This window comes from Clostridium saudiense, assembly GCF_000577815.1.
Classification (GTDB): domain Bacteria; phylum Bacillota; class Clostridia; order Clostridiales; family Clostridiaceae; genus Clostridium; species Clostridium saudiense.
Genome location: NZ_CBYM010000005.1, coordinates 1 through 14035, shown reverse-complemented (window position 1 = coordinate 14035; position 14035 = coordinate 1). Strand labels below are relative to the sequence as shown.

At 28.4% G+C, this 14035-nt stretch carries 12 protein-coding genes; 1 reads left to right on the top strand and 11 read right to left on the bottom strand.

The features are described 5' to 3' along the window. Positions 1–63 precede the first annotated feature (63 nt). The 9 genes from TY07_RS03960 to TY07_RS03920 form a co-directional block, all read right to left on the bottom strand. A complete protein-coding gene (locus tag TY07_RS03960) occupies positions 64–1083 on the bottom strand; it encodes a glycoside hydrolase family 130 protein (RefSeq protein WP_042395691.1) in 1020 nt (339 codons plus the stop codon). A gap of 272 nt (positions 1084–1355) precedes the next feature. After that, positions 1356–2438 carry an SGNH/GDSL hydrolase family protein gene (locus tag TY07_RS03955; RefSeq protein WP_042395688.1) on the bottom strand — a complete coding sequence of 361 codons (1083 nt, stop codon included), beginning with the start codon at positions 2436–2438 and terminating at the stop codon, positions 1356–1358. Between the two features lie 10 nt (positions 2439–2448). Continuing rightward, positions 2449–3555 (bottom strand): SGNH/GDSL hydrolase family protein, encoded by a 1107-nt coding sequence (locus TY07_RS03950; protein ID WP_042395685.1) that lies wholly within the window; start codon positions 3553–3555, stop codon positions 2449–2451. 207 nt (positions 3556–3762) lie between these two features. Next, the gene (locus tag TY07_RS03945; RefSeq protein WP_042395683.1) at positions 3763–4869 is read right to left on the bottom strand and encodes an SGNH/GDSL hydrolase family protein; all 1107 of its coding nucleotides are present in this window, start codon (positions 4867–4869) and stop codon (positions 3763–3765) included. Positions 4870–5119: 250 nt separating this feature from the next. Beyond that, positions 5120–6415, bottom strand: coding sequence for a phosphopyruvate hydratase (eno, locus tag TY07_RS03940; protein ID WP_042395681.1), 1296 nt, complete (start codon positions 6413–6415; stop codon positions 5120–5122). A 175-nt stretch (positions 6416–6590) separates the two neighbouring features. Beyond that, positions 6591–7526, bottom strand: coding sequence for a type I phosphomannose isomerase catalytic subunit (locus TY07_RS03935; RefSeq protein WP_042395678.1), 936 nt, complete (start codon positions 7524–7526; stop codon positions 6591–6593). A 56-nt stretch (positions 7527–7582) separates the two neighbouring features. After that, entirely contained in the window at positions 7583–8527 is a 945-nt protein-coding gene (locus tag TY07_RS03930) for an ROK family protein (protein ID WP_042395676.1), read from the bottom strand. A gap of 87 nt (positions 8528–8614) precedes the next feature. Beyond that, entirely contained in the window at positions 8615–10012 is a 1398-nt protein-coding gene (locus TY07_RS03925) for a glycoside hydrolase family 1 protein (RefSeq protein ID WP_042395674.1), read from the bottom strand. Between the two features lie 284 nt (positions 10013–10296). Further along, the gene (locus TY07_RS03920; RefSeq protein ID WP_042395671.1) at positions 10297–11007 is read right to left on the bottom strand and encodes a GntR family transcriptional regulator; all 711 of its coding nucleotides are present in this window, start codon (positions 11005–11007) and stop codon (positions 10297–10299) included. Between the two features lie 159 nt (positions 11008–11166). On the opposite strand from TY07_RS03920, the gene TY07_RS03915 reads away from it, so the two are divergent. Continuing rightward, the gene (locus TY07_RS03915; protein WP_042395668.1) at positions 11167–11469 is read left to right on the top strand and encodes a PTS sugar transporter subunit IIA; all 303 of its coding nucleotides are present in this window, start codon (positions 11167–11169) and stop codon (positions 11467–11469) included. Positions 11470–11698: 229 nt separating this feature from the next. Here the strand turns inward: TY07_RS03915 and celB are convergent, their stop codons facing one another. Together celB and TY07_RS03905 are read right to left on the bottom strand one after the other, a co-directional pair. Next, positions 11699–13063, bottom strand: a complete 1365-nt coding sequence (celB, locus tag TY07_RS03910; RefSeq protein WP_042395665.1) for a PTS cellobiose transporter subunit IIC — start codon at positions 13061–13063, stop codon at positions 11699–11701. Positions 13064–13235: 172 nt separating this feature from the next. Further along, positions 13236–13946: a GntR family transcriptional regulator gene (locus TY07_RS03905; protein ID WP_042395662.1), complete on the bottom strand. Its 711-nt coding sequence runs from the start codon at positions 13944–13946 to the stop codon at positions 13236–13238. Positions 13947–14035 lie beyond the last annotated feature (89 nt).

Below are 14035 nucleotides of genomic sequence, written 5' to 3'. Positions count from 1 at the left end.
CTAGCCAAATTAAAATTTGGAGCTTCAAGCAAGTTCGATTAACTAAATCGAAGATTTAGAACCTTACTTATATTCTACATCATCACCGTCAACTAATTCTGAATTTTCTTTTATATATTTAACTAACTCATCAACTTGAGCATATGCTACTGCAACATAAGTATCTGCTGCTCCGTAGTAAATTGCTATTCTTCCTGTTTCAGGATCTTGAAGTGTTGCACATGGGAATGCTACATTTGGAACGAATCCTGTTGTTTCATATTCTTTTTCAGGAGTTAGTAGGTAATCTCTTGTTCTATATAGAACTTTTGAAGGATTTTCTTTATCTAATATAGCAGCACCCATGCTGTATACAAATCCATTACAAGTTCCAGAAACACCATGATAGAACATTAACCATCCTTCAGATGTTTCAATTGGTGTAGCACCACTACCTATTTTAGTTCCTTGCCACCAACCTTGGCCACCTTTTGTCATAACTCTTCTGTGTCTTCCCCAGTGAACTAAATCTGGACTTTCACTTAAGAATATATCTCCAAATGGAGTATGTCCACTATCACTTGGTCTGCTTAATAATAAGAATTTATCATTAACCTTTCTTGGGAATAAAACACCATTTCTGTTAAATGGAATAAATGGATTTTCAAGTCTTACAAATGTCTTGAAATCTTTTGTCATTCCTAATCCTAATGCTGCTCCACCAAAGTCACAACACCAAACAATATAATAAGTATCTTCTATCTTAACTAATCTTGGGTCATAAGCATAACTTGGTTGATAATCATTTCCTTGTTCATCTACCCAATGAATTTCTTCATCCTCTATATCCCAATTTAAAGCATCTGTACTTCTTCCTAAATGTAATTGTGGTCTACCATTTTTATGATCTGCTCTGAATACACCTATAAATCCATCTTCATATGGAAGTACTGCACTATTAAATATTCTTGCACTCTTCTTTGTTGGATTCCAATCAATTATAGGATTATTATCATGTCTCCAAACAACTCCATCAAATCCTTCTGGTTTTTCTTGCCATGGCATGTTTTTTACTGCATCACCGTAAATCTTAACTTTTTCCATAATACCCTCCATCTTATATCTAAAAATATAAAGTTATTTACTATTTTTCTTAATACAAAGTATCTGAGTTTAATAATTTACTTAACAAAAAATATTTCTTCAAAAACCTTGTTAACAATTACATACTTAATTTACTATGTATTAAATTTAATTTCTATACATTTACTACTTTATCTTTGTTTTTGTATATATATCTGTAAAAATGTTTGAAAAGTATAAAAAATTTTAATTTAATAATAAAAATTTACTTTTACATTATTTATACTAGATAATTAATTCCAAATTTCTTCTCCAAAACTTTCTATAAATCCAGTCAATTCCTCTGCCATCTCTTCTGCCTCAGGAATTCTTAAATGTCCTGGTGTTCCTATACCATTTCTTTTAAACTTAAATCTAACAATTTTTTCATCATTAATATCTTTTGTCATTTCATCTAACGCAGTATCCCAACCTTCGTTATGACATAATAAAGTTGTAATAACAACAAATAGTGCATTAGGATATTTGCTTCTTAAATCAAGAATAATTTCTTTATATTTAGATTTCCAATGTTCCCTTTTTTCCATATCATCATTAATATAGTCAACTGGATGTGAATCATTTTGACCTAAAGCCATAATAACTACATGTGGAGTATATCTATTAAAATCCCACTTATTACACTCTCCAAGCTCTGCACTATATCTTAATTTATCGTAAGTAGATTCTAATCCTCTATAACCTAAGCTTGGATTGAAATATCCTGTGCCATCTAATACTGCAATTCCACCTTGAGCATTATTATTAATCTCAGCCCCTAAATTTCTTGCAGTCATCATAGAATAAGAATACCATGCATTAGAATATATTCCTTCATGCCCTTCTGGATCAACCTTCCCAACATAATCAATAGCTTCAGAAACCTCACCTGCTGATACAGAATCACCAAAACATTCTATTCTTCTATTACTTTTAGCCTCTGGCTTTTCTAAATGGCATCCTTTTTCTAGCACCACACCATAAAAATCAAAATAATGAGCAGCATCTGACCTCTTAAATAAAATTAAATCATGAAGCCCTTCACTTAATTCATCAGCAATATCTAAAACAATATCCTTATCATGTTCTTCTATAACAGCTTTACCTGTTATATTTCCATCTATGATAAACCCAATAGCATTCTCATAGCATGCATGTATATTTTTAATAGCAACTTTAATACTTGTCCCAGTAAATTTTGTCTTAATCATACTTCCAGCATAAATAATTGTTGGTGATTTAGGGTTTTCAAAGTCCACTCTTCCCATATATTGATAATTTGAATTATCTGCTTCTATTAATATATATTTTTCTTTATCTAACTCATTTAAGTACATAATTATCCTCCTAAGAAACTAAAAATCCCATTATATTTACTTCAACTGGTTTATCCTCATTTATTACTCTTATTTCAATTTCATGTTTTTTATTTAATGATTTTTCTACTAAAACCTGCGTTGCAGAATAATCTCCCCACCCTTTTCCAAAAAATGTATCTACCGTAATTACATTATTACCATCAACTTTTATTTCTAACTTTCCTGCCGTATCTTTTATAGACTTCTTAAAAAGTAAAAATATATTATTACCTTCTATTGAAGCTTTTAATAAAGCTTCTTTTCCTTGTGTAGAATCAAACTTCCATCCATTTTTAAATACTTGAAAACCTTCATTATCTAAATTAAATCCAGATACCTCTTTACATATTAAATTATTATTATTTAATATTTTACCATTTATATAATCTTCTCCAAACAACGGTTCTCCAAGCTCTATTTTATTAACTTTTAGCTCTTCCAAATTGTTATATATATTTTTCATGAAATCTATTAATAATTCTGATATTATAAAATGTCCATAATCATTTGGGTGAACTTCATCACTTCCAACTTCATCCCATTTTAATCTATTTTCAATCATTTCAGTATAAACAGTATTTCTAAAGCTTATCATTGGTAAATTATATTTTCTTCCTATTTCTATTTGTTGGTCTTGTACATTACTACCATCAAAATTTGTCATAAACACTTCTACTATTGCTGGTGGATTTTCCATTGATAATATTCTTCTTACTAAACTCTCATATGCTTTTTTATCATAAATTATATTCTTATCATTAACTGCAAAATCGATAAATACTATATCAGGATTATAAGATAATACTTGATTTTCAACTCTATGAACTCCTATTACCGAACCTGTTGCCCCTACTCCTGCATTTATATATTTTACGTTTATATCACTAAATGTATTTTTAAACCATCTATAAGTTCTACTTGCATAGCATTGTTCAAAATTACTTGCATTACATCCTTGTGTTATTGATCCACCTAAGAATGCTACTGTAATATCTTGTCCACTCTTAGCTTTCTTAATTACTTGTACAATTCTTGCAATATCCCCCTTACTTACTAAAGAGTTTTTAATCATTTCATCAGTTACTTTAAACCCCATAATACGCCTCCTATATCTGCTATATTAAAATCAATATTTAAAATTAGTTTATATTTCTCACATTATAATTTTATACTTTTTTGATATATATAATTATATATCTTAAAAATTTACTATAAATCTGAAAAATAGTTTTATTCATCAAATAATTCATAAAAAAATCATGTTTGTTTTAACATGGTTTTTAATGCTTAATATTTTAATTATCTATGATACCAAAAGTCCCATTACTCTTACTTCCACAGGTTTTTCTTCATCAACTACTCTTATCTCTACTTTATGTTTTCCTATTTCTAAATCATTTACTAATATCCTAGTCTCTGCATACTCTCCCCAACCACCTTTAAAGTAAGTATTTACTAACATAGCTTTAGTTCCATCAACCTTAACGTGTAGTTTACCTGCAGTTTTTTTAATTGATTTTTTATACAATAAAAATATATTTTTCCCTTCCACTTCAAATATTAAGGTTGCTTTCCCCCCATTATCTGAAATATACCTCCATCCCTCTTTAAATACTTGAAAACCTTCATTATCTTCCAAGAAACCATTAACATAACTTACTTGTAAATTCTTATTATTTAATATTTTACCACTTATATATTTATCTCCATACAATGGAGCACCTAATTCTACTTTATCCTTACCTTGTCCATCTAAATTATTTATAATATTATTTATAAAATCTATTAATAATTCTGCAATTATAAAGTGTCCATAATCATTAGGGTGAATTTCATCATCAGAAACTTGATTCCATTCTAATTTATTAGCCTTAATTTCTTGATAAATTGCATTCCTAAAACTAATCATGGGTAAATTATATCTTTTTCCTATTTCTATTTGCTGCTCTTGAACATTATTAAAATTGCAATCACTCATAAATATTTCTATAAGCGCTGGATTTTTTTTTACTGATAATATTCTCCTAATTAAACTCTCATATCCTATCTTATCCCACATACTTTCTGTATCGTTTACAGCAAAATCTATAAATATAATATCTGGATTTTTAGATAATACCTCCTTTTGAACTCTATGAACACCTATTATTGAACCTGTAGCTCCTCCACCTGCATTTATATAATTAATATTTATGTTTTTAAATTTTTCTTTAAACCAAGAATAAACCCTACTTGCATAACACTTTTCAAAACTTGTTGCATTACATCCTTCAGTTATGGACCCACCTAAAAATGCTATACTTATATCTTGACCGCTATTAGCTTTTCTAATAACTTCTACTATTCTAGCTACATCTCCTTTATTCACTAATGAATTTTTTATCATTTCTTTAGTAATAGTAAAATTCATTCACATCTACCTCCATCTTAACAGATAGCTTACTATTTAGCTTAGAGTAATCTAAACTAATCAAACTCATAGGTTTTCAGTAGTATAAGTATAACTTTCTTTCTTCATACAATAATTATAAAATACCCTTTACCTTAAAAATACCTAATAAATCTTAATAAAAGTATGTAAATTTTTATAATTAATTTGTATATTTATAATACAAAAGTCGTACTCTTAAAAAGTACGACCTTATACCGCAACTTATTTATTATTCTTTAATGTTGAAGAATGCTTTTTTACCTCTAAATTCTGCAACATCATCAAGTTCTTCAGAAATTCTAATTAATTGATTATACTTAGCAACTCTTTCAGATCTTGCAGGAGCACCAGTTTTAATTTGACCAGCATTTACAGCAACAACTAAATCTGCAATAGTAGTGTCTTCAGTTTCACCACTTCTATGAGAAATAACTGCTGTATATCCAGCTCTATTAGCCATTTCTATAGCATTTAAAGTTTCTGTTAAAGTACCTATTTGATTTAACTTAATAAGAATTGAATTAGCAACACCTTTCTTAATTCCCTCTTCTAATCTTTGAGTATTAGTAACAAATAAATCATCACCAACTAATTGAACTTTCTTACCTAATCTATCAGTAAGTAGCTTCCAACCTTCCCAATCTTCTTCGGCCATTCCATCTTCAATAGATATAATAGGATACTTATTTACCCAATCTTCAAAGAAATCAACCATTTCTGATGCAGTTAAAGTTTTACCTTCATTTTCTAGCACATACTTACCATCTTTATAATATTCAGATGATGCAGCATCTATAGCTATAAATATATCTTTTCCTGGTTCATATCCAGCTTTCTTGATAGCTTCTAAAATTACTTCAATAGCTTCTGCATTACTCTTTAAGTTTGGTGCAAATCCACCTTCATCACCAACACCAGTAGAATATCCTTTATCATTTAAAGTTTTCTTTAATGCATGATAAACTTCTGCACAAGCTTGAACTGCTTTATCAAAATTATCAAATCCAACTGGCATAACCATAAATTCTTGAAGGTCAACCGAATTGTCTGCATGTGAACCACCATTAATAATATTCATCATTGGAACTGGCAGTACCTTTGCATTTACTCCTCCAACATATTGATATAAAGGTAATCCTAAATAATTAGCAGCTGCTTGTGCTACTGCTAATGAAACTCCTAATATAGCATTAGCTCCTAAGTTTCCCTTATTATTTGATCCATCAAGTTCTATTAGCATTTTATCAATGTATGTTTGATCAAATACATTACATCCTATCAATTCTTCTGCTATTGTATCATTAACATTTTCAACAGCTTTTAAAACACCTTTTCCCATGTAATAATCTTTTTTACCATCCCTTAATTCAACTGCTTCATAAATTCCAGTTGATGCTCCTGATGGAACTGCTGCTCTACCCATTGTTCCATCTTCTAGATAAACTTCAACTTCAACTGTTGGAAAACATCTTGAATCTAATATTTGTCTTGCAACAACGTCTACAATCTCAACAAAATTTTTCATTTCAAATCCTCCTTATTTTTAGAAATAAATGAAATTTTTATTTTCTTCTAAAATATCTACCTAATTATTTTTTACAGTGAAAAGAAATAATATTCAACTAAATCACTTTTTCTATAAAAAATACACCTCTAGATAAAGTTCATATAACGAACTTTACCTAGAGGTGATTATATAATTACATTGGGTAGCTTTTAATTACTTCAATATTTCCTTTTACAACATATTTTCCTAAAGTAGCTGGAATTAAATAACTATCTCCCATTTTGATTTCTTCTGAGAAACCTTCTCCCTCTATAATCCCATTACCTTCTACAAATGTTAAAATAAAGAACTTTTCTTCATTGCTACAATCACTCCATTGATTTTCAACATTAATTTTTTGCATTCCAAAATATTCATTTTCACAGAAATCAACTTTTGAGAATCCATCAAATTTAACAACTTCGTTATTAGATAAATTTGCTGCTTCTAAATCAAAGTTAATTACATCAAGAGATTTTTCAACATGAATTTCTCTTGGTCTTCCATAGTCATAAACTCTATATGTTACATCTGAATTTTGTTGAATTTCAGCAATTATTAACCCTTCACAAATAGCATGAACTAATCCACTATTAATTAAGAAACAATCACCCTTTTTAACATCAATAACATTTAAGTAATCTTCACATTTTCCTTCTTCAATTGCTTTAGCAAATACAGCTTTATCGCAATTTTTTGTCCCAACAATTAATTTAGCTCCTGGTTTTGCTGCTACAACATACCAAGCTTCTGTTTTACCAAATTCATTTTCAACTCTCTTAGCATATTCATCACCAGGGTGAACTTGTACAGAAAGTTTTTCTCTTGAGTTAATTAATTTAACTAATAGAGGGAATTTTTCTGTGCTAACCTTAGTACCAACTAATGAATGTCCAAACTCTTCAATTATTTCAGTAAATGATTTTCCTTTTAATTCACCATTTGCAACTATTCCTGTTCCATTTGGATGGCAAGCTATATCCCAACTTTCACCAATATCTCCCTCTGGTAAATTTGTTCTGAACTCTTCTAAATCTCTTCCACCCCATATTTTATCATAATAAATATTCTCAAATCTTATTGGATACATCTCTTTACTCTCCTTTTATATAAAATTTACATTATAAACATAATATTTAAAATTTATTATTTTAATTCACTTATAGCTAATGCAACAGCTCCTAAAACACCAGATTTTCCTTCTAAATTTGATTTTTCAATCTTACAGTTCTCTGCTATTATATCTAAACATCTACTATTAACAACTTCTCTCACTTTTTCAATTACAATATCTCCACCATTAATAACTCCACCACCTAGGACTACCATATCTGGATCTAATGTGTTCATTACATTAGAAACTACTAATCCTAAATATGATAATGATTCGTTTAAGATATCATTAGCAACATAATCACCTTTAGCTGCTTCTATAAATACTTCCTTAGCACTTACATTTTCATAATCTTTAAGTGATGTTTTTACATTACTATTAACAGCTTCTACTGCTCTCTTCATTATAGCTGTTCCTGAAGACATTCTTTCTGAGCATCCTTTATTGCCACATCCACATCTTGGTCCATTTTCAGAAACAGTAGTATGTCCTACTTCTAGTGCATTTGAAGTGCTTCCTCTATATATTTTCCCGTTTAATATAGCTCCGCCACCAATTCCAGTACTTACAGTTACGTAAACCATATTTTCTGTACCTTTACCAACTCCAAACATATACTCAGCTAGAGTTGCAGCATTAGCATCATTATCTAAGAAAGTTGGAAGTTCATATGTGTTTTTCAATTCCTCAACTATATTATAATTTTTAAAAGGTAAATTTGGAGGTGCTACTATTAACCCCTTTTTTACATCAAGAGGACCTGGTGATCCAATTCCTATTGCTTTTATGTTATTTTTATCTATTCCATTTATAACATAATTTATAGTAGATTTAATATTGTTTACTATTGTTTCAACACCTTTATCAGCTTCAGTGCCAACAATTTTTTCGTTTACCATATTTCCATCTAAATCAACTAATGCTGTATAAATTTTTGTTCCACCTAAGTCTACAGCAACAACGTATTCTTTACTCATATTATTTTATCCCTTCTACTTTTTAAAAATCTATTATAGGGAAAGATACTTAAAATCTTCCCCTATAATATTTACTATTATTTAAAATTAAAATCCGTTATTTTGGGCTACTTCTTTAATCCATCTACCTGATTTTTTAATTGTCTTCTTTTGTGTTGCTAAATCTACAGCTATAAATCCATATCTATTTTTATATGCATTTGACCAAGACCAACAATCAATTGGAGTCCATGAATGATATCCAAAACAATTAGATCCATCTACAATACCTTTATGTAAGTATTGTAAATGCTCTTCAAAGAATTCAATTCTATAATCATCTTGAATTGCACCATTTTCATCTATATATTTTTCTTCACCTTCAACACCCATTCCATTTTCAGAAATGTACCAAGGAATATTATTGTAATTATTCTTTATATTCATAGCTATATCATACATAGCTTGTGGATATATTTCCCATCCTCTATAAGGATTCATTCTCTTTCCTGGCATATCATAATAATCAAAATGCTTATCCGGTAACCAACCCTTTGAGTTATCAAATTCACTTTCCTTAGCTTGTATTCTTCTTGGTTGATAATAGTTAACCCCTAAGAAATCAATAGTGTTTTCAGATATTATTTTCATTTCTTCTTCTGTAGCTTCCCACATAACTCCATTTTCTTTTAATAATTCAACTAATGATTCTGGGAAGTGTCCTTTTACAGCTGGATCTAAGAAAGAATTATTGAATATATCATCTGCAATTTTAGCAGCTTTTAAATCTTCTTCACTATTACTTCTTGGATATGCTGGAGTTAAGTTTAGAACTATACCAATTTTCCCACCATCTTTATCACATCCAAGTTCTCTAAACTTATTGATTACCTTTGCAGACGCAAGATTTAAATTAAATAAAACTTGCATAGCCTTTTTACCATCAACTAATTTTGGATAATGGAATTGATATAAATATTCTCCCTCAACAACAACTATTGGTTCATTGAAAGTTGTCCAATACTTAACTCTATCACCAAATAATTTAAATGCTGTTTCAGCAAATTTTATGAATAAATCAACAACATGTTTTGATTCCCATCCACCATATTTATTATATAACTCAACCGGGATATCAAAATGATGTAAATTCATTACTGGAATCATTCCATTTTTTATTGTTTCATCTATAACATCATTATAAAATCTTATTGCATCTTCATCTGGCTCTCCTGTTTCTAAATCCTTTACAAGTCTAGTCCATTGAATTGATGTTCTAAAACTGTTTAACCCTATTTCTTTTAACATTGCTAAATCTTCTTTATAGCTATTATAGAAATTAGATGTAACTGATGGTCCTACTCTATCAAAAAATGCTTCTGGCTCTACTTCATACCAGTAATCAAATACACTTTTATGTGGTTTATTAAAATCACCTTCTGATTGTGGTCCTGATGTAGCTGAGCCCCACCAAAAATCCTTCGGAAATATATACTTCTTGTCCATTCTTTTCCCCCTTAGAGTTTCATTATTCAAAATTTATTTTATTTTTAATATTTAAGCCGTTTTACACTTATATTATATATTTTCTTTTTTAATATGTCTATACTTTTATAAAACAAGTTATATCTTTTATTTTTTTAGTATCTCCTTTTACTTCCATATTAAAAGTTAATCCAGCTTATTATCAGTATTTAATGATGTTTTTTCATTTATAAACTTTATAAAAAAAAATAAAAGATGCTTAATTAGCATTTATTTTGCTAATTAAGCATCTTTTATTTAAATTATTATATTACTGTAATTGATTTAAATTCAAATTTATCATATCTATGTCTAGAAAATGAATATTCAAATACTTTTCCATTATCTAAATATGCAACTCTTTCAACTTCTAAAATTGGCTCATCTTTTTCTAAATTTAAATATTTTCTATCTAACTCATCACTTTTCATAGCTCTCACAGTTGAATGAGCACTTTGAATATTTAAACCTAGTTTATCTTTAATATATCCATATATAGATTTTTTTACATCTGCTAATTTCATCCCTGGAATAAGATTTAATGGGATGTATGTTTTTTCAATAACTACAGCTTTATCATCTACATATCTTACCCTATGTACAAAATAAATAAATTCATCTTCTTCAATTTTTAATATATCAGCAATTTCCTTTGTTGCATTAATAATCTTAAATTCTAAAACTTTACTAGTAACTTTATGACCTATACTAGTAGTTGTTAATCCTGAAAATTGTTTTTTTTCTATAATCCTTTGAATTTCTTTTTCAGTTATATCTTTTACAAAAGTTCCAGAACCTCTTCTTTTTATTATTAAACCATCATTAACTAATAGATCTAAAGCTTTTTTAACTGTCATTTTACTTACATTATATTTTTCGCATAATTCTTTTTCAAAAGGAAGTTGTTCATTAGGTTTATATTTTTCACTTAATATGTCTTCCTTTATATCAAAGGCTATTTTTTCATATTTTAACATTTCTAAAAACTCGCTTTCAAATTTAATTTCTTATACACTATTCTACTAATTATTTATATTTTATACAAGTTAAATAAAATATATTTTTTATTGTAAAATGTAATGCTTTGTAGTATAATAAGTATATACTTTTTAGGAGGTTATATTATAGAAAACAATATGGAATTAATATCATTTGAATTAATAAGTAATGTGGGAGAAGCAAAATCTTTGCTAATGGAAGCTTTAGTACTAGCTAGAGAAGAAAAGTTTGATGAAGCTGATGCTAAAGTTGCTACAGCGGGAGAATTTTTATCAAAAGCTCATCATAGTCATTTTGGATTAGTTCAACAAGAAGCTAATGGTGAACAATTACCTTTCTCACTAATTTTAATGCATGCAGAAGATCAATTAATGACAACTGAAACTTTTAAAATGTTAGTAGAAGAACTTATTTTGACACATAAAAAATATTCTAAATAAATTATTCTTTAAACTAGCTTTTATGGCTGGTTTATTTTTTTATGCTTTTTACTATTTCATATTCTTTATAATATACCTATTTTTATAATAATTCTTATCCTTACAAAAAAATAAAGCACAATATGAATTTTTTCATCTAATTCATATTGTGCTTTTATATCGGTATCTAAATAATAATCATCCTCCATTTTTTAATTTTATATTTATTATTAATTTTAATTTAATACACTTATTCTACTTTTTCTAAACCTGCAGTTTCTGATTTTGCCTTTTTAAATCTATTACCTCTATTTTTAGCTTTTTCTGCAGCTTCTTTTTCTAACTTAATAGCTTGAACATCCATTACTTTTATAAATGGTGTCCAAATTAATAATACAACTCCTAATACAACTAATTGTAATAAACCACCTGCAAGTGAATTAGTAGCTAACATTCCACTAAAGAATATTGGCACAGTCCATGGTACTGCAACCCCTGTTGTCATTGGAACTATTCCAAATTTCATAACTAAATATGCTATAGTTATTCCTACCATTGGTGCAAGTACCCATGGTATAAGTATTGTTGGATTCATAACTATTGGTAATCCAAATATAACTGGTTCGTTTACATTGAATATACTTGCTGGTCCTGCTAATTTTGCAACTTCTCTTAATTGTTTACTCTTTGCAATTATTAATATTCCTACTATTACAGCCAGAGTCATTCCTGTTCCACCGATTCCAACACCAAATGTTTCCATAAATTGTTTTGTAACTATGTTTGGTAAATCTAGTTGACTTAAACCAGCTTCATAATTTTGTAATGACAAAGTATTCCAAATTGGACCTAATACTGAATTTACTATAATTTGTCCATGTAATCCAAAGAACCATAATATTTGTATAGCAAATACTGCTACTAATGTTGCAATTAATCCGCTACCTAAATGCATTAATGGCATTTGAATTATGTTATATATGCAATCATGTATATTACCCCATGGAGTAAATACGAAAACCGTTCTTATTACTAAAAATACTGCTAAAACTAGACATGCTGGAATTAATGCTGCAAATGACTTAGCAACAGTTGGAGGAACTCCATTCGGCATTTTTATTGTCCAATTTTTATTAACTATATATACATATAATATTGTTGCAAAGAATGCTGCTAGAATACCTACAAACATTCCTTTAGCACCTAATCTTTCAAGTGGAATTACATCTGATATTATACTTCCATCTGCTCCATTTACGAAAAGTGGTGTTAAAACTAAAAATGCTGCAACTGATATAGCTGCTGGGAAAATTGGTTCAACATCATAGCTCTTTGCCAGATAATATCCAATCCCTATTATAACAAATAAAGTTGCAATACTCATTGTTGCTGCTGGTAATATACTTAACGTTTGTGTTAAATTAGCAACAGCATTATCTCCTATTACTTTATTTAAATAAGGTAAGTTCATTATAACTATTGCTATAGACCCTACTATTGTTAGTGGAAAGCTTAACATAAATGCGTCACGTAAAACTGATAAGATTCTACTTGCGCTCAACTTTCCTGCTGTTGGGATTAAATACTTCTCTATAAGCTCATTAAACTTAGACATATTATCGCTCCTTCCAAATTATATATATCTTTCTGAAATCTATTACATAATCTATTATAATAAAAGATATGTATTTCGTAAATAAAAGTATATTCTTTTTATTAAAAGATATAATTTTTTAACAAAATAGAAATACACGCAAAATCTTTTAATAAAGATTGTGCGTGTATTTCTATTTTATTATTACACTTTTAAATTCAAATTTATCATTTCTATGATGTGAAATTGAATATTCAAATGGTACTCCATTATCTAAAAATGCTACTTGCTCTACTTCTAAAACAGGAATCTTTTCATTAATATTTAAATATTTACATTCAATTTCTGTAGGACTTTTGGCTCTTATCGTTCTGTGTGCACTTTTAACTTTCAAATTAAGAACATCTTGAATATAGCTATAAATAGATTTCTCTAAAATACATTTCTTTAATCCAGTTATAACCCTTATTGGCATATATGTATACTCAATCACGCATGGCTCTCCATTTGCATATCTAACACGACATATATTATATACAAACTCATCTAATTCTATTCTTAATTTATTTGCAATTTCATCGTTTACAGGAATAATACTAAATTCTAATACTTTTGACTCTACTATTTTATCTGAAAATGCTCCCGTAAATCCAGAAATCATGTTACTTTCACTCATTTCTTTTATTTCATCCTTTTGAATATCCTTTACAAAAGTACCTGATCCCCTTCGTTTTACAACTAACCCTTTTATAACTAACATATCAACCGCTTTTTTTATAGTGATTTTACTCACACCATACTTCTTGCACATTTCCTTTTCTAATGGCAATTGATCATTAACTTTATATTCATGGTTTGCTATTTTATTTTGCAAATCAATAGCAACCTCCTCATACTTTAACATATAACACCTCTCAATATATTATCCCATACTTAAATACATATTAATTATAAATTTCAAATTCAAAGTAAACAATATTTTTTTATGTATAT

What these genes read in the sequence shown, in the direction of transcription:
- eno (WP_042395681.1), bottom strand. Translation starts at nt 6,415, where the DNA reads ATGAAAAATTTTGTTGAGATTGTAGACGTTGTTGCAAGACAAATATTA.
- TY07_RS03915 (WP_042395668.1), top strand. Translation starts at nt 11,167, where the DNA reads ATGGAATTAATATCATTTGAATTAATAAGTAATGTGGGAGAAGCAAAA.
- TY07_RS03935 (WP_042395678.1), bottom strand. Translation starts at nt 7,526, where the DNA reads ATGTATCCAATAAGATTTGAGAATATTTATTATGATAAAATATGGGGT.
- TY07_RS03945 (WP_042395683.1), bottom strand. Translation starts at nt 4,869, where the DNA reads ATGAATTTTACTATTACTAAAGAAATGATAAAAAATTCATTAGTGAAT.
- TY07_RS03950 (WP_042395685.1), bottom strand. Translation starts at nt 3,555, where the DNA reads ATGGGGTTTAAAGTAACTGATGAAATGATTAAAAACTCTTTAGTAAGT.
- celB (WP_042395665.1), bottom strand. Translation starts at nt 13,063, where the DNA reads ATGTCTAAGTTTAATGAGCTTATAGAGAAGTATTTAATCCCAACAGCA.
- TY07_RS03920 (WP_042395671.1), bottom strand. Translation starts at nt 11,007, where the DNA reads ATGTTAAAATATGAAAAAATAGCCTTTGATATAAAGGAAGACATATTA.
- TY07_RS03955 (WP_042395688.1), bottom strand. Translation starts at nt 2,438, where the DNA reads ATGTACTTAAATGAGTTAGATAAAGAAAAATATATATTAATAGAAGCA.
- TY07_RS03905 (WP_042395662.1), bottom strand. Translation starts at nt 13,946, where the DNA reads ATGTTAAAGTATGAGGAGGTTGCTATTGATTTGCAAAATAAAATAGCA.
- TY07_RS03960 (WP_042395691.1), bottom strand. Translation starts at nt 1,083, where the DNA reads ATGGAAAAAGTTAAGATTTACGGTGATGCAGTAAAAAACATGCCATGG.
- TY07_RS03925 (WP_042395674.1), bottom strand. Translation starts at nt 10,012, where the DNA reads ATGGACAAGAAGTATATATTTCCGAAGGATTTTTGGTGGGGCTCAGCT.
- TY07_RS03930 (WP_042395676.1), bottom strand. Translation starts at nt 8,527, where the DNA reads ATGAGTAAAGAATACGTTGTTGCTGTAGACTTAGGTGGAACAAAAATT.